General features: G+C 60.1%; 19 protein-coding genes. 6 read left to right on the top strand and 13 right to left on the bottom strand.

The features are described 5' to 3' along the window. Positions 1-2: 2 nt before the first annotated feature. The 5 genes from JJD74_RS09800 to JJD74_RS09780 all read right to left on the bottom strand — a co-directional run bounded on the left by JJD74_RS09800 (position 3) and on the right by JJD74_RS09780 (position 3399). The gene (locus tag JJD74_RS09800; protein ID WP_042561324.1) at positions 3-428 is read right to left on the bottom strand and encodes a DUF350 domain-containing protein; all 426 of its coding nucleotides are present in this window, start codon (positions 426-428) and stop codon (positions 3-5) included. 15 nt (positions 429-443) lie between these two features. Next, positions 444-1094, bottom strand: coding sequence for a DUF2491 family protein (locus JJD74_RS09795; RefSeq protein WP_200613325.1), 651 nt, complete (start codon positions 1092-1094; stop codon positions 444-446). 210 nt (positions 1095-1304) lie between these two features. Next, positions 1305-2003 (bottom strand): PspA/IM30 family protein, encoded by a 699-nt coding sequence (locus tag JJD74_RS09790; protein ID WP_042561322.1) that lies wholly within the window; start codon positions 2001-2003, stop codon positions 1305-1307. 17 nt (positions 2004-2020) lie between these two features. Next, complete coding sequence (locus JJD74_RS09785; RefSeq protein WP_224787147.1) at positions 2021-2602, bottom strand: YjfI family protein; 582 nt, start codon at positions 2600-2602, stop codon at positions 2021-2023. Between the two features lie 242 nt (positions 2603-2844). Beyond that, a complete protein-coding gene (locus JJD74_RS09780; RefSeq protein WP_200613321.1) occupies positions 2845-3399 on the bottom strand; it encodes a cysteine hydrolase family protein in 555 nt (184 codons plus the stop codon). Positions 3400-3500: 101 nt separating this feature from the next. Here JJD74_RS09780 and JJD74_RS09775 point away from each other — a divergent pair, with 101 nt between their 5' ends. The 3 genes from JJD74_RS09775 to JJD74_RS09765 all read left to right on the top strand — a co-directional run bounded on the left by JJD74_RS09775 (position 3501) and on the right by JJD74_RS09765 (position 6639). Further along, complete coding sequence (locus JJD74_RS09775; protein ID WP_042561319.1) at positions 3501-4481, top strand: GlxA family transcriptional regulator; 981 nt, start codon at positions 3501-3503, stop codon at positions 4479-4481. 300 nt (positions 4482-4781) lie between these two features. Beyond that, positions 4782-5891 carry a DUF3182 family protein gene (locus JJD74_RS09770; RefSeq protein ID WP_200613317.1) on the top strand — a complete coding sequence of 370 codons (1110 nt, stop codon included), beginning with the start codon at positions 4782-4784 and terminating at the stop codon, positions 5889-5891. Beyond that, entirely contained in the window at positions 5881-6639 is a 759-nt protein-coding gene (locus JJD74_RS09765) for an alpha/beta hydrolase family protein (RefSeq protein WP_042561317.1), read from the top strand. Before JJD74_RS09770 ends, JJD74_RS09765 begins: the two co-directional genes overlap by 11 nt. A gap of 111 nt (positions 6640-6750) precedes the next feature. Here JJD74_RS09765 and JJD74_RS09760 read toward each other — a convergent pair whose 3' ends face one another. The 4 genes from JJD74_RS09760 to JJD74_RS09745 are packed head-to-tail and all read right to left on the bottom strand — an operon-like array spanning position 6751 to position 10725. Next, positions 6751-7737, bottom strand: coding sequence for a lysylphosphatidylglycerol synthase domain-containing protein (locus JJD74_RS09760; protein WP_200613314.1), 987 nt, complete (start codon positions 7735-7737; stop codon positions 6751-6753). Then, on the bottom strand, positions 7734-9008 hold the full coding sequence (gene clsB / locus JJD74_RS09755) for a cardiolipin synthase ClsB (protein ID WP_042561315.1): 1275 nt from the start codon (positions 9006-9008) through the stop codon (positions 7734-7736). The genes JJD74_RS09760 and clsB overlap by 4 nt, the downstream gene beginning before the upstream one ends. Beyond that, entirely contained in the window at positions 9005-9802 is a 798-nt protein-coding gene (locus JJD74_RS09750; RefSeq protein WP_042561314.1) for an endonuclease/exonuclease/phosphatase family protein, read from the bottom strand. The genes clsB and JJD74_RS09750 overlap by 4 nt, the downstream gene beginning before the upstream one ends. Beyond that, the gene (locus tag JJD74_RS09745) at positions 9799-10725 is read right to left on the bottom strand and encodes a DUF72 domain-containing protein (RefSeq protein WP_042561313.1); all 927 of its coding nucleotides are present in this window, start codon (positions 10723-10725) and stop codon (positions 9799-9801) included. Before JJD74_RS09745 ends, JJD74_RS09750 begins: the two co-directional genes overlap by 4 nt. A gap of 368 nt (positions 10726-11093) precedes the next feature. Here JJD74_RS09745 and JJD74_RS09740 point away from each other — a divergent pair, with 368 nt between their 5' ends. The 3 genes from JJD74_RS09740 (at position 11094) to JJD74_RS09730 (ending at position 15277) form a co-directional block, all read left to right on the top strand. Continuing rightward, a complete protein-coding gene (locus JJD74_RS09740) occupies positions 11094-13205 on the top strand; it encodes a mechanosensitive ion channel family protein (RefSeq protein WP_200613311.1) in 2112 nt (703 codons plus the stop codon). Between the two features lie 262 nt (positions 13206-13467). After that, a complete protein-coding gene (locus JJD74_RS09735) occupies positions 13468-14352 on the top strand; it encodes a sugar nucleotide-binding protein (protein WP_042561311.1) in 885 nt (294 codons plus the stop codon). Beyond that, on the top strand, positions 14345-15277 hold the full coding sequence (locus JJD74_RS09730; RefSeq protein ID WP_200613307.1) for an NAD-dependent epimerase/dehydratase family protein: 933 nt from the start codon (positions 14345-14347) through the stop codon (positions 15275-15277). The genes JJD74_RS09735 and JJD74_RS09730 overlap by 8 nt, the downstream gene beginning before the upstream one ends. A gap of 363 nt (positions 15278-15640) precedes the next feature. Here JJD74_RS09730 and JJD74_RS09725 read toward each other — a convergent pair whose 3' ends face one another. The 4 genes from JJD74_RS09725 to JJD74_RS09710 form a co-directional block, all read right to left on the bottom strand. Then, a complete protein-coding gene (locus JJD74_RS09725; protein WP_042561309.1) occupies positions 15641-16339 on the bottom strand; it encodes an OmpW/AlkL family protein in 699 nt (232 codons plus the stop codon). A gap of 223 nt (positions 16340-16562) precedes the next feature. After that, positions 16563-17081, bottom strand: a complete 519-nt coding sequence (locus tag JJD74_RS09720) for a DUF3299 domain-containing protein (protein WP_042562226.1) — start codon at positions 17079-17081, stop codon at positions 16563-16565. An 11-nt stretch (positions 17082-17092) separates the two neighbouring features. Then, positions 17093-18358 (bottom strand): ABC transporter permease, encoded by a 1266-nt coding sequence (locus tag JJD74_RS09715; protein WP_200613304.1) that lies wholly within the window; start codon positions 18356-18358, stop codon positions 17093-17095. A gap of 1 nt (position 18359) precedes the next feature. Further along, a complete protein-coding gene (locus JJD74_RS09710) occupies positions 18360-19070 on the bottom strand; it encodes an ABC transporter ATP-binding protein (protein ID WP_042561307.1) in 711 nt (236 codons plus the stop codon). Between the last annotated feature and the right edge of the window lie 53 nt (positions 19071-19123).

Raw genomic sequence — 19123 nt, 5'->3', positions numbered from 1 at the left:
GATCAGTTGGACGGCGTCATGCACGCAGCGTTGAGCATGCCGACGCTAATCGCTACGGCGGCGACGTAGATGCCAGCGGCCATTTCACCGTTGGCGATGCGCTGCGAAGTACCTTTGAGCACCAGGGTCGTGCCAAGGAACGCCAGCAGTTGCACCACTGCAGCGATCACCGCCCAAACCACGAAGTCGACAACGTTGACCGAAAAGGCAATCACGTTGCTGGCGGGAATGGCGAAACCGATGATTGCACCGGCCAGCGCGACGGCAGCGGCCGCGTTGCCGGAACGAATCAGCTCGAACTCTTTGTGCGGAGTGACGCGGGTGTAGACGAATTGAAACAGCATGAACAGCAGCACAGCGCCGATCAGGTAGACGATGAAACCGGTCAACGCGGTCTTGTTAAGGGATACGGCCAGCACTTCCAGCATGGAAAACTTCCTTATTTAAATGGTGCTCAGGTCAGTCGTGTACAACGAGATGCCCAGCGAGGTGCTCAAGCTGACGGTGCCTTCTTCATCCTGTTCGACGGAGAACAGCAACAGTTCGCGGCGATCGGTCAGGCCGGTCTCGCGTGCGTAGAGCATCGAGTGATGGTTGATGGTGTAGCTTTCGTCCACATTGACCACGTGTTCGGTCATCGGTACCAGTTCGGTCTGGCCTTGTTCGGTGCCCCACTCGCGGGTGTATTCGACACCTTCGTGGGTGTAGGTCGGCAGGCCGATCAGGCTGTTGGGGCCGGCCAGGCGCTGCAGTTCGGTATCGCTGTTGACGGTCACGTAAGTGAGGTAGTTGAACAGCGTGACCGATTCGATCTGGTCATCGCCGGTGACGTGGATCTGCACCCAGAAATCCTCGTCGTTCATGTAATAGCGGTGCAGTTTGTTGGACTGGCCGAGATCGACCCAGCCTGCGCTCCAGACCGCCTGATCGAAGGGCACACGCACCGAAGTCGAACCGTCGAGCAGCAACGAAAGGGTCGAATCGAACCTGACACCCTTGCCTTGCGCCATGCCGAGTGGGCCGCCGGCAACGGTTGGCGTTGGCGCAGCGGTCTGCCAGTTGCTGGTGCCCAGCAAATCTTTAAACCATCCCATGGGTACGTTCCTTGAAGCGGGTGGAGGTGTTCGTTGGCAAAAAAACGTCGCTAGTGTACCGGGCTGCGTGGTGAACGAGCAGAAGGATTTGAAGCCGGTAAACCATGTGGGAGCGAGCCTGCTCGCGAATGGTGCGTGTCAGTCAACATGGATGTCGACGGGTACACCGCTTTCGCGAGCAGGCTTGCTCCCACAGGTTTGGCGCAGTTTTTACTGAGCGGATTTCTGCTTCAGGCGCTCGAGGATCGCATTGGCGCTGCCCTCGTTCGGCGTGATACCGGCGTCGCGCAGTTTGCGGTCCAGGTCGTTGCCGGTCGCGGCATCAGCCAGTTCGTCCGCAGCGCTCAGTTCGGCAGCACGCTGCTGCTGTTTGGCTTGCAGGCGGTTCAAGGTGCCGACTGCGGTTTCCAGTTTGCCGTTGGCACCGCCGCTGGCGATGGACGCGCTGACCTGGGCTTTCTGCACGCTGTCACGGGCCTTGGCCATGTCCACTTGCTGACGCAGGCTTTTGATCCGCGATTCGGCCTTGTTGATGTCTTTGCGCATGTTGGCGGCGTAGGTGCCGAACTCGTCGCTTTGTTTCTTCTCGACATCCAGGTCGTTGGTCAGGGTCGAAATCGCTTCGGCCACTTCCAGTGCCAGGTCTTCACGGCCGGCGTTCAGGGCCGAGACAGCCTTGGCTTCCAGATCCTTGATCTTGGCGTCGTACTCGCTCACGCGGTCAGCAGCCAGTTTGTGTTTGGCCATGATGGTGACCAGTTCACGGCGGGCGTTCGACAGCGCGGTATCGGCGTCGCGGATTTCCTGATCGAGGATGCGCAAGGCCTGTTGGTCGACGATGCTTTCGCCGACTTCACTGGCGCCGCCGCGCAGTGCGGTGAACAACTTGCTCCAGATGGACTGAGTCATTGGATATTCCCTGTTGATTACTTGAAGAAGTGTTCGAAGGCTTCGCTCGCGCGCTGCACGTTGTCGACCAGGGTTTTCACCTCGGTGACCACGTTGGTCAGGCTCGAGTCGGCGCTCAGCGCGCCAAACATGTTGTAAACGGTCTGGCCGTTAGGCATCGACTCGATACCGATCGACGACAGCGGAAACATTTCCCGGCTGCGCAATACGGCGTCGTTGAAGGCATGGACGTCAGTGATCGAATCGATGTCCACCAGCACGGTGTCGACGATGATCTGCTGACCGGCCAGGGCGATGTGAATCGGCAGGCCGCCGAAATCGTTCATTTCCAGCTTGATGCTGGGCTCGGAGCTCTGGATCAGAGACAGTGTGATCTCTTGCGAAGCCACCTCGTCCAGTGCCTTGAGGGCGTTGAAGAGGCTATCGATGTTCCAGTTGTTGCCTGCGCTCATGTAATTCTCCGACATGAATGAGCCAGCCAGAATCGGTTGGCGTAGCTGTTGCTCCATCTGCTTGAGCAAGCTTCGGTTTTCGGGAAGCACCCAAGTTTCGTGTTTCACATAACCGGCGGCAGCCAGGCCCGCGCGCATCTGCTTCATGTAGAAACTCGACGGTTTTTTTGCGGACGGTTTCGAGCGCTCTCCCTTTGGGCTTTCTGATGCAATAGTGGAGGAGCGGCTTTTCATGGCAGTGACTCGGTTATGAATGTCTCACGCGTGAGCCACACTACAACCAATTCAAAATGCCATCAATGACTCACGCGTGAGATTTTCATGACAAGCGAAAAAAGGCCCGCAGCGAGGCGGGCCTTGATGATTAGAAAGTATCGCGCGGTAGCTTTTTAACGATTGGCGGCGAGGAATTCGTCGGTCGACACCACACTGGCGTACGCAAAACCCAGCGCCGACATGAACGCGGCGTGGACGTGCGCCGCGGGTACGGTAAGACCGTTGAACTCCAGATCACGGCTGGCGCAGGCGTCGTGGATCACCGTGGCGCTGTAACCCATATCGGCCGCGGCACGGGTGATGCCGTCGACGCACATGTGACTCATGCTGCCGACCACCACCAATTCCTTGATGCCTTTTTCTTCCAGAATCGATTGCAGTTCGGTTTCGCGGAACGAGTTGACGAAATGCTTGAGCACCACGGGTTCGTCGGCGCGGTTGAGTACTTTCGGATGCAGCTTCGCGCCGTCGGAACCTGGGGTGAAAAACGGGGCCTCGGGTGAGGTGAATTCGTGGCGGATATGGATCACCGAGTCCCCCGCATCACGGAATGCGGCGATCAGTTGGACGGCGTTGTCGGCAGCGGCGTCGGCACCGACCAGCGGCCACTTGCCTTGAGGGAAGTAGTCGTTCTGGATATCGACTACGATGAGCGCTTGCTTGGCCATGGGTGTGTCCTTGAGGTATTGGTTGAAAGTGGCTTCAGTATTGGCGCTGGCCGGTGATTCGAGGATTGGCCCCACCGACAATAGACAGGGGAAAACTGACAATGGGCGCAGAAAGGGCCGCCGTGGCTGAATTGGGCGTGCTGATTTATCCCGGCGCGCAGATGGCGGCGGTGCATGGTTTGACTGATCTGTTCGCGGTGGCCAACCGGATCGCTGGCGAGCATCAGGCTGCGCAATTGCCGCTGTTGCGCGTCAGTCACTGGCAGGTCGAAGGTGATCAGCCACCGGCGCGGGTTTACGACAGTCTTCCCGGCACCGAAAGCCATTTGCTGGCGGTGCTGATACCGCCCTCGATCGGCGGATTTTCTGCGTCACAAATGCCCGCCGCTCTGGCACCGTGGCTGCGCGAGCAACACGCCCGTGGTGCGACGCTCGGCGGGGTTTGCGTAGGCTCACTGATGCTCGCCGAAAGCGGTCTGCTCGACGGCCGCAGCGCTACTACCCACTGGACCTCGACCAAGGCATTCGCCGAGCGTTATCCGAAGATCAGGCTCAAGGCCGACACACCGATTGTCGATGATGGCGACCTGATCACCACGGCCGGTTTGATGGCGTGGTCGGAGCTGGGGTTGCGGCTTGTCGATCGTCTGCTCGGGCCGGGTATCGCCACCGCCACGGCGCGGTTTCTGGTGGTGGAACACAGCGACAGCGCCAGCGAGTGCGGAAGTAATTTCGCGCCGATCCTCAGTCATGGCGATGCAGCGATTCTCAAGGTGCAGCACTGGTTGCAAGGCACCGGCGCGACGGATGTTTCGCTGGCCGCGATGGCCGAGCGGGCAGGGCTGGAGGAGCGCACGTTTCTACGTCGGTTTCGTGCGGCGACCGGGTTGAAGCCGACCGAGTATTGCCAGCACCTGCGGGTGGGCAAGGCGCGGGAGTTGCTCGAGTTCACCAATGACACGATCGACCATATTGCGTGGACGGTGGGCTATCAGGATCCGGGGGCATTTCGCGCGATTTTCAAGAAGATCACCGGGCTGGCGCCGAGTGAATATCGGGGGCGGTTTGGTTTAGCCGGTTGATCAGAGACTGTCTCAATTCCTGTGGGAGAGGGCTTGCTGGCGATTCGGTCTTACAGTTGGCCAAGTCGGTGGCTGACCCACCGCTATCGCTGGCAAGCCAGCTCCCGCAGGGTTATCTGTGAAGCGTTGGATCGTGCAATTTGCCGGGGATTATTGAGTCGTCGTGCAGATTGAAACAGGCGCGGTGCCATTACGCTTTCGCCAAGCAGTTGATTCACCAGCGCTTTCCACCGGGTTACCGTTGGCCTGATCTCTGCACCTTTCCTGTCTACATTCATTAGCCTGCCTGAAGGGGGACGCATGACCCCGACACCCCGCAAGAAAATCGTGGTTGCCCACTCCGTTCGCGCCGAAGCGCCGCAGCACGAGGTGGAAACCAACAAGGCCCTGGCGCGCTGGCTGGCGCAGATTCTCGGCTTGAAATTCGGCGGCGCTTATGACCCCGCGAAACATCGCGGCAGTGACCTGTATCTGTTGCCGACGCAAACTCTTGTTGGCGCCGCCAGCGCCCAGGCACTTGGGGTAAAAGGTCCCGATGACTTGTGGGGCGGCTATGTCGAATACGACTTCATCTGTACCAAAGCCATCAGCCATGGCCTGCGCAGTCATCTGGCCCGCGCGCCGCAAGGCTGGTCGCCGCTGTTCTCTGAACGCGTGCGCAGCGTGGTGCTTGATGGCCTCAGCGTGTTCGCCTTCGAAGATGCGCGGCCTGCCGCCGAGCATTTGTTGTACAGCGGGCCGATCCGTCTGAAGCCGATTCACGCTTGCGCCGGTCGCGGTCAGGAAGTCATCAAAAGCCTCGACGCCTTCGACGAAATTCTCGCCCGACCTGAAGCACACGAGCTGTTCAGCGAAGGCGTAGTGCTGGAGCAAGACCTGAGCGAGGTCATCACTCACAGCGTCGGCCAGTCATTCATTGGCGACAGAGTGCTGAGTTACTGCGGTGATCAATACTTGACCAAAGATGCTCATGGCGAAGACGTCTACGGCGGCTCGAATCTGCTGGTGGTGCAGGGCGGCTATGAGGATTTGCTGGCGCTGGAATTGCCCGATGACGTGCGTTTGGCCATCGAGCAGGCGCAAGTGTTCGACAGCGCCGCCGATGAGGCCTATCCGCGTTTCTACGCCTCGCGCCGCAACTACGACATCGCCCAAGGGTTGGACAGCAGCGGTAAAACCCGCAGCGGCGTACTGGAACAATCCTGGCGCATGGGCGGCGCCAGCAGCGCAGAAGTGGCGGCACTGCAAAGTTTCGTCAACGACCCTGCAATGCGCGCAATCCGGGTATCTTCAGTGGAAACCTATATCGATCAGCCGCTGCCGGCGGACGCCATCGAGGTGTATAGCGGCCCGGCTGAGAACAGCGAATTTCTCCTCAAATATGTAATGGTCAAATCTTATGACGGCTAGAAGCGAAAGCATTCAAATCGACATTGACGATGAGCAAATGAGCGGGACGTTTCTCAGTCCTAAATCGAAGGTGCCGGGGGTGTTGTTTGTCCACGGTTGGGGCGGCAGCCAAGAGCGTGACCTGGAGCGGGCGAAAGGGATCGCCGGCCTCGGCTGCGTGTGTCTGACCTTCGACTTGCGCGGCCACACTGGCGGCAGCGGAATTTCGCTGAGTCGGGTTACCCGCGAAGATAATCTGCGCGATCTGCTGGCGGCGTACGACCGCTTGCTCTCCCACCCGGCGCTCGACACATCGGCCATCGCCGTGGTGGGCACCAGTTACGGCGGCTACCTCGCGTCGATCCTTACCTCATTGCGCCCGGTGCGCTGGCTGGCGCTGCGGGTGCCGGCGCTGTACCGCGATGAGCAATGGCACACGCCGAAACGCGATCTGGACAAGGCTGACCTGCGCGATTATCGCGGCGCACTGGTTCGCGCCGACAACAACCGTGCACTGCATGCGTGTTCGCAATTCACTGGAGATGTGTTGCTGGTGGAATCGGAAACCGACGATTTCGTGCCGCACGCGACGATCATGAGTTACCGCGCCGCGTGTCAGCAGACGCATTCGCTGACGCACCGGATCATTGATGGCGCGGATCATGCGTTGAGCGAGCCGGTTTCTCAGCAGGCGTACACGTCGATTCTGGTGGACTGGATTACCGAGATGGTCGTTGGCGAGCGGTTGAGCATTATTCAGTCTTCATAGACTGTGGCGTTCTCTCGGACGCCTTATAGAGCAGGCTCGCTCCCACAGGGGGCGCATTTCAAATGTGGGAGCGAGCCTGCTCGCGAAGAGGCCGGCAGCTGCAAAACAGAATCAGGACGGTGTTTTCACTATCCGCAGCGACTTGGCCTTCGCCTCCACAACCAGGTACATCACCAGCGTAATCAGCAGCGGCAACAGGAAGTAAATCGCTCGATACGCCAGCAACCCCGCCACCAGGCTGCCTCGCGAGGCCTCGTGTTGCAGCAGCGCCACGAACACGGCCTCCAGCACCCCGAGCCCCGCCGGAATGTGCGTGATGACCCCGGCAATAGCACTGATCAACAGCACGCCGAGCACTAACGGATAATCCAGTTTGCTCGGCAGCAGCGTGAAGATCACTGCGGCCATCAGCGACCAGTTCAACGCGCCGAGCAGCAGTTGCAGCACTGCCATGCGCAGCGATGGCAGATTGATCTCCACCCCGCGAATCGACCACTCGCGGCGCTTTGAGAACTGGCACGCCGCGAGATACCCGGCACTGATCAGCAGCAACAACACGCCGATCCCCTGCAACGCCGTGCTGCTGATTTTCCAGCCCGGCGGCATGCTCACCAGTCCGCTGCTGAACACCACGCCGGCAATGGTCATGTAGCCGAACCAATTGGTCGCCAGGCTCAGTCCGAGAATCTTGGCGATGTTGCCTTTGCTCACGCCGAGCCGTGAATACAGGCGATAACGCATGGCGATCCCGCCAACCCAGGCGCTGAGGTTGAGGTTGAACGCGTAGCTGATGATGCCCACCGGCAGAATCTGTTTCCAGGTCAGGTCCTGGCGAATGTAAGTGCGACCGATCAGGTCGAAGCTGGCGTAGGTCAGAAAACTCACGAGGGTGATGCCGGCCGCGATGATCAGCGTGCGCACCTTGAAGTCGGCAAGGGTTTGCAGCACCTCGGCCCATTCGATGCGTGTGGCGAACATCGTCAATAGCACGATCAGCGCGAGAAAGAACACCACCGTCAGCGGACGTTTCCATTTGCTCCAGCGCGAGTGGGTTGCTGGCGCCGAATGGCTGGCGGATGACGCGTCGGAATGGCTCATGAGCGATCACCTCGAAATGGCTTGAGCCGGGGTTTGTGCGCGGGCAACCAGCCGGCCATGGCCGGAAAGTGCCGCAGAAAGTGGAATACCAGAAAGCCCACGGTCATGTGCCAGATGCGTCCGCGCGGCGACTTGGCGGCATCCATGGCTTTGCAGTGATTTTGGCTGAGGTCTTCGAGACGCTCGAACAGCATCTGATTGAACGCGCGGTCGCGGATCAACACGTTGGCTTCCAGATTCAGCGACAGGCTCAGCGGGTCGAGATTGCTCGAGCCGACCGTGCTCCATTCTTCGTCTACCAGCGCGACTTTGCCGTGCAGCGGGCGCTGGCAATATTCGTGAATTTGCACGCCGGCCCTGAGCAGATAGTCATAGGTCATCCGCGCCGCGAGTTTGGCCACCAGCATGTCTGGCTGGCCCTGAAGAATCAGCCTGACATCGACCCCGCGTCGCGCAGCATTACGTATCTCGCGCAGCAAGCGATAGCCGGGGAAAAAGTAAGCGTTGGCGATTACCACGCGATGTTTGGCGCGGCGCAGCACCTGCATGTACACATCTTCGATATCGGTGCTGTGCTGGTCGTTATCGCGGAACACCAGGCGCACCTGGCCGTCGTGATCGGTGAAAGCCATCTCTGCACGGCGCTGGCGGCGACGTTGCCACCAAAACCTGGCCCGGCCCGGGCGACCGCTTTGCAGCAGGGCAAAGTGATGGATGTCGGCCACCGCCGGACCCTGCACCTGCACCGAGTAATCCTGCTTGGCTTCAGGGCCGAAATCGGCGAGGTGATCACCGGAAAAATTGATCCCGCCGATGAACGCAACCAAGCCGTCGACTACAACGATTTTGCGGTGCAAGCGGCGGAACCAGTTGGTGCGAACTCCGAGGTGTTTGGGGGCCGGGTCGAAGATTTGCAGATGCACGCCGGCATCGCTGAGGGCCGAGAGATAACCGGTGGTTAACTCGCCGCAACCGAAGCCATCGAGGCTGACGGTGGTGCGCACACCGCGCTTGGCGGCGTCGATCAGAATCTCCTGCAATTCGGCGCCGACCTTGTCTTCAAAGACGATGAAGGTCTCCAGCAGGATTTCACTCTTCGCCGCCCGCATTGCGGCAAACACGCGGGGGAAATATTCCTCGCCGTTTTCCAGCAATTCCACGCGGTTGCCGCCCTGCCAGTGGTACTCGACATCGACTTGACCCGGCTGGCGCACAGGCGGGTTGATGCTTATCGGTTCCACAGCGGATTTTTCCATCGGTGCGCTGCTCATAGTTCGATCTCCACCGATAACGGGGCGTGGTCGGAAAGGTGTGACCAAGGCCGGTTCGCCAGCACTTTTGGCTGGCTGGCCTTGAGGTTGCGTACATAGATGCGGTCGAGGCGCAGCGTCGGCAAACGTGCCGGAAAACTGCGCGCCGGTTTGCCATGATGCTCGGCGAACACTTCACGCAGACCGCAGGGTTTGAGCAGCGCATCAGCTCGCTGGCGCCAGTCGTTGAAGTCGCCGGCGACAATCACCGAAGCATCGTCCGGCAGTTCTGCAAGGCGTTGCATCAGCAAGCCCAGTTGCTCGTTGCGATGGCTCTCGCGCAAGCCCAGATGCACGCAGATCGCATGCACCTCTTTGCCGTCGCCGGGCAGGCGCAGCACGCAATGCAGCAGGCCACGGTTTTCGTGACCGCTGATGGAAACGTCGAGATTGTCGTGGCGGATGATCTGGAATTTCGACAGCAGCGCATTGCCGTGATCGCCCTCCGGATACACCGCGTTGCGCCCGTAGGCGAACTGCGGCCAGAGGCTGTCGGCGAGGAATTCGTATTGCGGCATCGCCGGCCAGTTGTCGTAGCGCTGATGATGGTGCTCGTGGGTGCCGTGCACCTCCTGCAGAAACACTACGTCGGCGGCGACGCTGCGCACCGCTTCGCGCAGTTCCGGCAGGATGAAACGCCGATTGAGCGCGGTGAAGCCCTTGTGGGTGTTGACCGTCAGCACGGTGAAGCTGCGCACGGATGACTCGACCTCGGCCCCTTCGTCGGTGAAACCGACCGGCTCTGAAACACTCATGCCAGCACTCCTTCGCCAGCGGGCTCACCGGGCGTGGTGGCCAAGTCGTGGTCGAGGTCGAAACGCTGTAGCAAGTTGCGCGCATCGTAGGGCGCGCGGACTTTGATGTCGTTGTCGAAATAGCAGAACACTTCACGTGATTTGCGCACTCGAGGTTTCAGGCGCGGGGCGATCAAATGGGCATCTGTCGGTTGTTTCCCGTGATGCCAGGCTTCGATCCGATCCGCCCAACGCTTGAGCGCCGGTGCGCTGTAACCGCTGGCGTAGAGTTCTTCGGCACCGTGCAGGCGCAGGTAGACGAAGTCACTGGTCACGTCTTCGCGATACGGCCATTTACCGCCGGTGTCGGCAATCACCAGTGCGATGTTGTGGCGTTTCAACAGGCGCACGAAGTCGACATCGATGAAGCTGTCATGACGAATTTCGACAGCATGGCGCAACGGTTTTTTGCGCCAGGCTTTCATGCTGGCGTGGCCATGCAGGTGCGAGTCGTGCTGACGGGCGAGGGCGGCGGCAGCTTCGGTGTCGTGGGGTAATAGGGCGAGAAAATGCTCGAAACGTTCGGCGTCGAATCTGAAGTTCGGTGGGAACTGCCAAAGGATCGGCCCCAGCTTTTCCTTGAGCTCCAGCACACCTGACGCGAAGAAATTCGCCAATGGCTTTTCTATCTCGCGCAAGCGGCGGATGTGGGTGATGAAACGCGGCGCCTTCACACTGAAGACGAAGTCGTCTGGCGTTTCGGCGTACCACTGGGCATAGCGTTCGGGTCGTTGCAGGGCGTAGAACGATCCATTGATCTCTATGCTGTTGACCGCTCGCGAGGCGAACTGCAATTCGCGCTTCTGCGCCAGTCCATCGGGGTAGAAATCCCCGCGCCACGGGGCGTAGCGCCAGCCTGAAATACCGATGTGAATCGTTGCCATGCCGCCCTCCCGTTGAAAGTCCTCGTACAGCCTCTGTCTGTTCATGACTGCTGGCTGTTCGGGAAAGTTTCGGCGGTGTTACGGACGGTGCATTTGTGGAAATGCCATTAATTACCTGCGGGAGCAAAGATCAAAAGCCTCCCCCTCACCCCAACCCTCTCCCCCAGAGGGGCGAGGGGGAAAGGGAGCTGATCGGGGAATGTTCCAAAGCTGAGTTCGACTGAAGACTCGCAAGTCGGCGTACCTCCAGCATTCAACTCGGTCATTTCCCTCTCCCTCGGGAGAGGGCCAGGGTGAGGGGGCTCTTGAACTTGCCAGCCAATTGCCGATCAGTTCCTTACAGGTTCAGCCAACGGGAGATCGGAGTTTTGATGAAGTTCAGGATCGCCATTCTGCTGGGAGCATTGTTGTTTCTCGGTGCCAGCGAGCTCGAAGCCGCGACACTGCCGGGGTTGCCGGCTGCGACTGAAGAGCCGGCCAAGCCCGAACCGATTGTGCAGGGCGGGTTGCTCGGCGCCATCAGTACGAGCATCGACGACGTACAAGAAAAACTCGACCTCAACGAAGATCTGGTAGATGCCTGGCGCTTGCGCGCCGACCGTGCCGCGAATGAGGTCGACAAACTGGTCAATCACCCCTCGAACCGCTCTGGCTGGAGCGTCGCCGGGGACTTCCTGACGCTGTCCGGGGTGTGGCTCGGCACATTCGCCCTGTTGACCGTGCTCGGCAGCCTGTTGGCTAAACGTCTGCGCGAAGGTCGCTGGTTTCGCACGCACCCGCGCTGCCAGGATCTGCTCGGTTATCTGTTGCCCTACACGTTGCCGGCGCTGATCTGCCTGCCGTTGACGCTGTACGTCAGCCATTTCCTGCAAGCGTCGGCAGGACGTGCCCTGGCGCTGTGTTTTGCTTATGCGACCAGCAGCGGCATCTTTTCCACGTCAATGCTGTTGTGCGTGGTGGTGATGTTCAATGTCGGGCACAAACGCCCGGCGGCAAAAATCATCCGCGATTACTGTCCGCGACCCCTGTTCCTGATCGGCTTTCTCGCTGCGCTCAGTGATGCGTTGACCAGCCCGCAAATCGCCCGGCAATTGGGCGGCAACATCACCAGCAGTATTGCAGTGTTCACCGGATTGATCGCTTCGATCATCTTCGGTTTATTGGTGATTCGCCTGCGCCGCCCGGTGGCGCATCTGATCCGCAATCGTTCGCTGAGCCAGCGTCTGAAACAGCCTTCGTTGCAGGAGTCGCTGCGGATTTTTTCCGGGTTGTGGTATTGGCCGATTGTGCTGATGGTGCTGGTGTCGGCGGTCAATCTGATCGGCATCGGCGAGGACAATCAAAAGGCCCTGCGCTGCGCGTTGCTCACCACGGTGCTGCTGATCGGGACGGTGTTTTTGAGCACCATCCTGCAGCACCTGTTCAAGTCGCGAAAGGCCGAGACGATCAAGCACAGCAGTGCTTACAAAGAACGTTTCCTGAGCCTTTTGCATGCGTTGCTGCGGATCGTCATTGCCATTGCCTTCATCGATATCCTCGGGCGGATCTGGGGCGTGTCGCTACTTGATTTCGCCCAGAGCAGCACGGTCGGCCGGGCGATCAGCAATGCCTTGAGCAGCATTGGCCTGATCTTCCTGGTGACGTGGCTGCTGTGGGTGGTGCTCGACACGGCGATTCAAGAAGCGCTGAAACCGCCGGTCAGCAAGCGCGGGGCGCGCCAGCCCAGTACCCGGGTAAAAACCATCCTGCCGCTGCTGCGCAATGCGATCAAAATCATCCTCGTGGTGATTTGCGCAATTACCACCATGGCCAATCTGGGCATCAACGTTGCGCCACTGCTGGCCGGTGCCGGGGTGGTCGGTCTGGCTATCGGTTTCGGCTCGCAGCAGTTGGTGCAGGACGTGATCACCGGGTTGTTTATCATCATCGAAGATACCCTGTCGATCGGCGACTGGGTGGTGCTCGACTCCGGGCATGCCGGCACGGTTGAAGGGCTGACGATCCGCACGTTGCGCCTGCGCGACGGCAAGGGTTTTGTGCATTCGGTGCCGTTCGGGCAAATCAAGGCTGTGACCAATCAATCGCGGCAGTTTGCGTTCGCGTTCTTTTCGGTGCAGTTCACCTATGACACGGATGTCGAAAAGGCCATCGAGTTGATTCGCGAGACCGGCGATTCGATCCGCGAAGACCCTTTCCTCAAATACAACCTGCAAGGGCCACTGGATGTGTTTGGCGTGGACAAGATGGATCTCAACGGCGTAGTGCTCACGGCGCAATTCCGCACGGTGTCCGGCGGGCAATATGCGGTGAGCAGGGCGTTCAATCAACGTTTGAAGAAGCTTGTGGATAACAGCCCGTCGGTGCACTTCGCGCAGACTTATCCACAGCAGGTTGTATTGCCGCAGCGGCAAGGAGAGTTAGTGCAGGAGACGCCACCGGAGCAGTCGCCGGTAGTTTTGCCACACCCGTCTCGCAGCTGACCGCAGGATTTCACTAGGGCTGCTGGCCTCATCGCTGTTCAAGCCAGCTCCCACAGGATTTGGAGGCACCGCGAAACCTGTGGGGCTGGTTTGCCAGCGATAGGGCCAGTTGCGTTGGGATAAATCCCGGGGATCTACACTTTACGGGTGACGGTTGCGCACTAAACCCGCAAAATGCAACGATTCCGGCAATTATCGACGACGGTGCCGCTGGCATCGTCGCCAAAGCCATCGTTCCAATCAGACTGGGCCTGCTGACTTTATGCGAATGCGCCTTATGTTACTGGGCGGCGGAAATGCCCTTGGGCAGGCGCTGATTCGCCTCGGTGCGGAAGAAGACATCGGCTTCCTCGCCCCCCGCCCGCCAGAAGACGGCTGGGATGCCGCGAGCCTGACGCAACTGCTTGACGACACTCGTCCGGATGCGTTGATCAACCTCGCTTACTATTTCGACTGGTTCCAGGCCGAAACGGTCAGCGAAAGCCGCATGGCCGGGCAGGAACGCGCCATCGAGCGTCTGGCCGAACTGTGCCAGCACCACAATATCGTCCTTGTGCAACCGTCCAGTTATCGGGTTTTCGACGGCTCGCGTGCCACCGCGTACAGCGAAAAAGACGAACCGGTGCCGCTGGGCCTGCGCGGTCAGGCGTTGTGGCGGATCGAGCAAAGCGTTCGCGCCACCTGCCCGCAGCATGTGTTGCTGCGTTTCGGCTGGCTGCTCGATGACAGCGCGCAAGGCACGCTCGGGCGTTTCCTCGCCCGCGCCGAACTGCCGGAAGAGTTGCTCATGGCCGATGATCGCCGAGGCAATCCGACTCCGGTCGACGATGCCGCACGGGTGATCATCTCGGTGCTCAAGCAACTCGATTGCGCGGCGCCGCTTTGGGGCACTTATCACTACGCCGGGCATGAGGCGACCACACCGCTGGCGCTGGGTCAGGCGATTCTGACCGAGGCCCGCAGCCTCCACGCGCTGGCCATCGAAGCGCCGACCGCCCAGGCTCACGCCGCACGGCCGGACGCTGCCGAGGAACCGCAACACGCGGTGCTCGCCTGCAAGAAAATTCTGCACACCTTCGGGATCAAGCCGCGCGCCTGGCGTGCCGCGCTCCCGGGCTTACTGGATAGGTTTTATCGCCATGGCTGAAGGCACTGTTTTAATCACCGGCGGCGCGGGGTTCATTGGCTCGCACCTGACTGACGCATTGCTCGCCAAGGGGCATTCGGTGCGGATACTGGATGACCTGTCGACCGGTAAACGCAGCAACCTGCCGCTGGACAATCCTCGGGTGGAACTGATTGTTGGCGATGTCGCCGATGCGGCGTTGGTTGCCCAGGCGATGCAGGGCTGCAGCGCGGTCGCGCATTTGGCGGCGGTGGCCTCGGTGCAGGCGTCGGTGGATGATCCGGTGAAGACTCACCAGAGCAATTTCATCGGCACCTTGAATGTCTGCGAAGCCATGCGCCTGGCCGGGGTCAAGCGGGTGTTATACGCCTCCAGCGCAGCGGTGTACGGCAACAACGGTGAGGGCGAGTCTATTGATGAAGACACGCCAAAAGCCCCGTTGACGCCCTACGCGTCGGACAAACTGGCCGGCGAGCACTACTTCGATTTCTACCGCCGCCAGCATGGTCTTGAACCAGCGATTTTTCGCTTCTTCAATATCTTCGGCCCACGCCAGGATCCATCCTCGCCGTACTCGGGGGTCATCAGCATCTTCAGCGAACGCGCGCAGAACGGCTTGCCGATCACCGTGTTCGGCGATGGCGAGCAGACGCGCGACTTCCTCTATGTCGAGGATCTGGTCGACATTCTGGTGCAGGCAATCGAAAAGCCTGTTGTCGAGATCGGCGCGGTGAACGTCGGCTGGAATCAGGCGATGAGCCTCAAGCAGATGCTTGAAGCGCTGCAAGCGGTAGTGGGCGAGTTGCCTCCCGTCAGCTACGGCCCGGCGCGCTCGGGCGACATCCGTCATTCGCGGGCGAACAATCGACGGTTGCTCGAGCGATTCAAACTGCCGCCGCAGACGCCGATGAATGTTGGTTTGGCACGGTTGTTGGGGCGCGCCTGAAAAGCCCCTCACCCTAACCCTCTCCCAAAGGGAGAGGGGACTGGCAAGGTGGATGTTCGAGCTACGCCGACGTGAAAGTCCGAGTCGAACTCACGTCTTGAACAGTACGAAGATCTGCTCCCTTTCCCCCTCTCCCTAATGGAGAGGGCTGGGGTGATGGGGCTGGATCTAGCTAACTCCACAAATCTCCCAGGCATGAAAAAGGCGCCCTTCAACAGGCGCCTTTTTCACGGCCGGGATTGTCTCAATCCCTGTGGCAAGGGAATTTTATTCCCCGATCGACTGCACATCAGTCGCCTGCAGTTTCAACCTGCTCACCACCAAGCCTCATTCACCACCACGTGAACGTTCTGTACATCCGGCTTAGAACTTATAGCCCAAACCGACCATGTAGATGAACGGATCGACATCCACATTCACCCGTGCCCGAGTGCCCGGTGCAACGGCGTTGTTTTCAACGGTCGCGCGGGTGTCGATATCGATGTAACGCACTTGAGCGTTGAGCATGATGTTGTCGGTGATCATGTAATCCGCGCCGACCTGCCACGCCAGACCCCAGGAGTTTTTCGCCTTGAAGTTGCTGAAGCCGTTGGCGCTGGCTTCACTGCCGACGTGTTCGTCGTAGATCCAGGTGTAGTTGATGCCGCCGCCGACATACGGCTGGAAAGCCGACTTCGAATCGAGCGGGTAGTAGACGACGCTGAGGGTCGGTGGCAGGTGTTTCAGCGTGCCGAGTTTGCCGTTGGCTGCTGGCAGGGCAGTGCCTTTGAGCTTCACGTCATGTTCGAACGGCGTGGCTGCAAGCAACTCGATACCGACGTGGTTGGTGAGCATGTAAGCGAAGTTCAAACCCAGTTGAGTATCGCTGCTCATGGTCGCCTTGCCGCCCAGATTGGCGCCGCTCAACGGACCCTGATCGACCTTGACGCTGGAGCTGTCGGCCTTCGGGTTGACGGTGATTGCACCGGCACGGATCAGGATGTCGCCGGCTTCGTGGGCGTGGGCGAGCGGGGCTGCGAGCGCGAGGGCAACCAGCGAAGCGCTGAGCAAGGACTTGTTCATGGGGGCTCCAAAAGGACATTAAAATTTTCTGATGTCCTATTGTATGAAGCCGTCTGATCCGGTCTTTTGACTCAGCTCAATGAAACAGTGAAGGGGCGGGTTTTTGTGGGATTTTGGAGGGCCTCTTCGCAAGCAGGCTCGCTCCCACCTTGGAATGTAATCTCCTGTGGGAGCGAGCCTGCTCGCGAAAACGATGGGTCAATCAGCACAAAATTACCGGCATTCACTCCGGCAGCTCATACACATAAATCTTGTCTGCCTCCATCTGATACCCGGCATCCGCCAGTTCACTGCTGGACGCCTTGACCTGCATCGGCCCTTCGATCCAGTAAGGCTGATACAGCTCATCGAGCTTCACCCCGAGTTCGCTTTTCACATGCACGATCTGGTTCGACGGTGGTGGCGGCACGTGGATGCAGGCACCGAAATACGGCACCAGCAAAAAGTCCGTGGTGCGCCCCTCTTCATTGACTTCCAGCGGCACGATATAACCCGGCAGGCGAATGTTCTGGCCGTCGAGGCTCTGCACCACCGGCGCATTCGGCAAGTCCTGTTTGGCTGCTGGCGCCGACTCAGCCGACAACGCATCGCTCATCTTCGACAGGTCGTGCAGAGGCGTCATGTTCGGCACTTCCGGCGCGGCGTCCGGCGGGATCATTTCCGACCAGGTCAGGTCTTTTGGCGCGGCTGCCCATACGGGCAGGGCGACCAGCAATAACAGCGCGAGCAGTGCGCGGGGCATGGTGAACATCCTCATAAACGGATCGACAGGCCATCGGCCAAAGATTGGCGATAGGCGCGCCAGGCCGGCACGCTGCCCATCAGCAGCGCGGCCGCCAGAATGCCACCGAGCAGCGTCCATTCATACTCGCTCGGCCACGCCAGCGGCAGGAACAAACCGTAATTGGCCTGCACGTAACCCTGCGCAGCAGCAATGCCGATGTACAACAACGCCAGTCCGGCGATCACTCCGGTCAACGCCAGGGCAAAGGCTTCCAGCACCAGCAGACTTGCAATGTGCCACGGTCGCGCACCCACCGAACGCAGGATCGCCATCTCGCGGCGCCGCTCGTTGAGGCTGGTGAGAATCGCCGTAAGCATGCCGATCAACCCGGTCAGCACCACGAACAGCGAGACCACGAACAGCGCTTTTTCGGCGGTGCTCATCAGGCTCCACAGTTCCTGCAAGGCCACGCCCGGCAGGATCGCCAGCATCGGTTCGCCACGGAATTCATTGATCTCGCGTTGCAGGGCGAAGGTGGAAATCTTGCTGTTGAGGCCCAGCATGAACGCGGTGATCGCTTGCGGCGTCAGGTCCATGTTTCGCGCCTGATCCGCGCTGATCCGCCCGTTGCCACGGGCCGGCACGCCGTTGTGCCAGTCGATGTGAATCGCCTCCATGCCGCCAAGGCTGATGTGCAGCGTGCGATCCACCGGCGTACCGGTGCGCTTGAGAACGCCGACCACGGTAAACGGTTTGTCGTCGTGTTTGACCAGGCTGATCGCGGCCACGCCATGGGCCAGCACCAGTTTGTCGCCGAGCTTGTAATGCAGCGCGTCGGCCACTTCGGCGCCGAGCACCACTTCAAATGGATCGGTGGCAAAGGCGCGACCGTCGGCCAGCGCCAGATGCTGCTGGCGGCCGTATTGGTAATGCTCGAAATAGGCTTCGGTGGTGCCCATCACGCGGTAGCCGCGGTGGGAGTCGCCCAGCGACATCGGGATCGCCCACTTCACTTTCGGGTTGTTGGCGAAGTGTTCGAAGCTGTCCCAACGGATGTTGTTGGTGGCGTTACCGATGCGAAACACCGAGTACAGCAGCAGGTTCACCGAGCCGGAACGGGCGCCGACAATCAGGTCGGTGCCGCTGATGGTGCTGGCGAAACTGGCTTTGGCTTCGGTGCGCACACGCTCGACGGCGAGCAGCAGGCAGACCGACAGGGCGATGGCGAATGCAGTGAGCAACGCGGTGAAGCGGCGGTTGGCCAGGCTGGCCATGGCCAGACGAAACAGATACATCTCAGACCTCGGCAGACGTGGCGGCGCGATTGAGCTCGGCCAGGGACAGATGACGGTCGAACAGCGGCGCCAGACTCTGGTCGTGGCTGACGAACAGCAGGCTTGAACCGGCCTCGCGGCATTCGGCGAACAACAGGCGAATGAAGTTTTCCCGGGCGTCGTAGTCCAGCGCCGAGGTCGGTTCGTCGGCGATCACCAGTTCTGGCTGACCGATCAACGCACGGGCGGCGGCGACCCGTTGTTGCTGACCAATGGACAGCGAGTCGGCGCGGCGACTGAGGATGCTTTCGTCCTTCAGGCCCAAATGCGCGAGCAGGGTGGCGGCGGCTTGATCGACACTGCCGTGACGCTGTTTCGCCCGTTCAGCGCGCAATTTCGAGAAGTGGCAGGGCAACTCGACGTTCTCGCGCACCGAGAGAAACGGCAGCAGGTTGAACTGCTGGAATATGTAGCCGGTGTGGTCGACGCGGAATGTGTCGCGGGCACCGGCCGAGAGTTCGGTCAGCTCCTGGCCCAGCAAACGAATGCTGCCGCGATCAGGTTTCTGCACGCCGCCAAGCAAGCCGAGCAGGGTCGTCTTGCCGCTGCCGCTGGGGCCTTTGAGGAACAGGGTTTCCCCCGCTTCCAGACGAAACGCCGGGATGTCCAGCAGCAGTGGGTGACCGGGCCAACTGAAGCCCAGGTCGGACAGTTCGATGAGTGCTTGGGTCATGACACCAATTTCATGGTTGAACACGGAACCCCGTAGGAGCTGCCGAAGGCTGC

It is taken from the genome of Pseudomonas sp. MF6776, assembly GCF_016613125.1.
GTDB lineage: Bacteria > Pseudomonadota > Gammaproteobacteria > Pseudomonadales > Pseudomonadaceae > Aquipseudomonas > Aquipseudomonas iridis.
Note: the sequence above shows the minus strand (reverse complement) of the source record. Positions and strands in the feature narration are given on the sequence as shown.

Excerpts from the sequence above, each read along its gene's own strand:
- JJD74_RS09715 (WP_200613304.1), bottom strand. The coding sequence starts at position 18,358 with ATGTATCTGTTTCGTCTGGCCATGGCCAGCCTGGCCAACCGCCGCTTC.
- JJD74_RS09765 (WP_042561317.1), top strand. The coding sequence starts at position 5,881 with ATGACGGCTAGAAGCGAAAGCATTCAAATCGACATTGACGATGAGCAA.
- JJD74_RS09710 (WP_042561307.1), bottom strand. The coding sequence starts at position 19,070 with ATGACCCAAGCACTCATCGAACTGTCCGACCTGGGCTTCAGTTGGCCC.
- JJD74_RS09750 (WP_042561314.1), bottom strand. The coding sequence starts at position 9,802 with ATGAGTGTTTCAGAGCCGGTCGGTTTCACCGACGAAGGGGCCGAGGTC.
- clsB (WP_042561315.1), bottom strand. The coding sequence starts at position 9,008 with ATGAGCAGCGCACCGATGGAAAAATCCGCTGTGGAACCGATAAGCATC.
- JJD74_RS09775 (WP_042561319.1), top strand. The coding sequence starts at position 3,501 with ATGGGCGCAGAAAGGGCCGCCGTGGCTGAATTGGGCGTGCTGATTTAT.
- JJD74_RS09800 (WP_042561324.1), bottom strand. The coding sequence starts at position 428 with ATGCTGGAAGTGCTGGCCGTATCCCTTAACAAGACCGCGTTGACCGGT.
- JJD74_RS09720 (WP_042562226.1), bottom strand. The coding sequence starts at position 17,081 with ATGCCCCGCGCACTGCTCGCGCTGTTATTGCTGGTCGCCCTGCCCGTA.
- JJD74_RS09745 (WP_042561313.1), bottom strand. The coding sequence starts at position 10,725 with ATGGCAACGATTCACATCGGTATTTCAGGCTGGCGCTACGCCCCGTGG.
- JJD74_RS09790 (WP_042561322.1), bottom strand. The coding sequence starts at position 2,003 with ATGACTCAGTCCATCTGGAGCAAGTTGTTCACCGCACTGCGCGGCGGC.
- JJD74_RS09760 (WP_200613314.1), bottom strand. The coding sequence starts at position 7,737 with ATGAGCCATTCCGACGCGTCATCCGCCAGCCATTCGGCGCCAGCAACC.
- JJD74_RS09795 (WP_200613325.1), bottom strand. The coding sequence starts at position 1,094 with ATGGGATGGTTTAAAGATTTGCTGGGCACCAGCAACTGGCAGACCGCT.
- JJD74_RS09785 (WP_224787147.1), bottom strand. The coding sequence starts at position 2,602 with ATGAAGCAGATGCGCGCGGGCCTGGCTGCCGCCGGTTATGTGAAACAC.
- JJD74_RS09780 (WP_200613321.1), bottom strand. The coding sequence starts at position 3,399 with ATGGCCAAGCAAGCGCTCATCGTAGTCGATATCCAGAACGACTACTTC.
- JJD74_RS09725 (WP_042561309.1), bottom strand. The coding sequence starts at position 16,339 with ATGAACAAGTCCTTGCTCAGCGCTTCGCTGGTTGCCCTCGCGCTCGCA.
- JJD74_RS09735 (WP_042561311.1), top strand. The coding sequence starts at position 13,468 with ATGCGAATGCGCCTTATGTTACTGGGCGGCGGAAATGCCCTTGGGCAG.
- JJD74_RS09730 (WP_200613307.1), top strand. The coding sequence starts at position 14,345 with ATGGCTGAAGGCACTGTTTTAATCACCGGCGGCGCGGGGTTCATTGGC.
- JJD74_RS09770 (WP_200613317.1), top strand. The coding sequence starts at position 4,782 with ATGACCCCGACACCCCGCAAGAAAATCGTGGTTGCCCACTCCGTTCGC.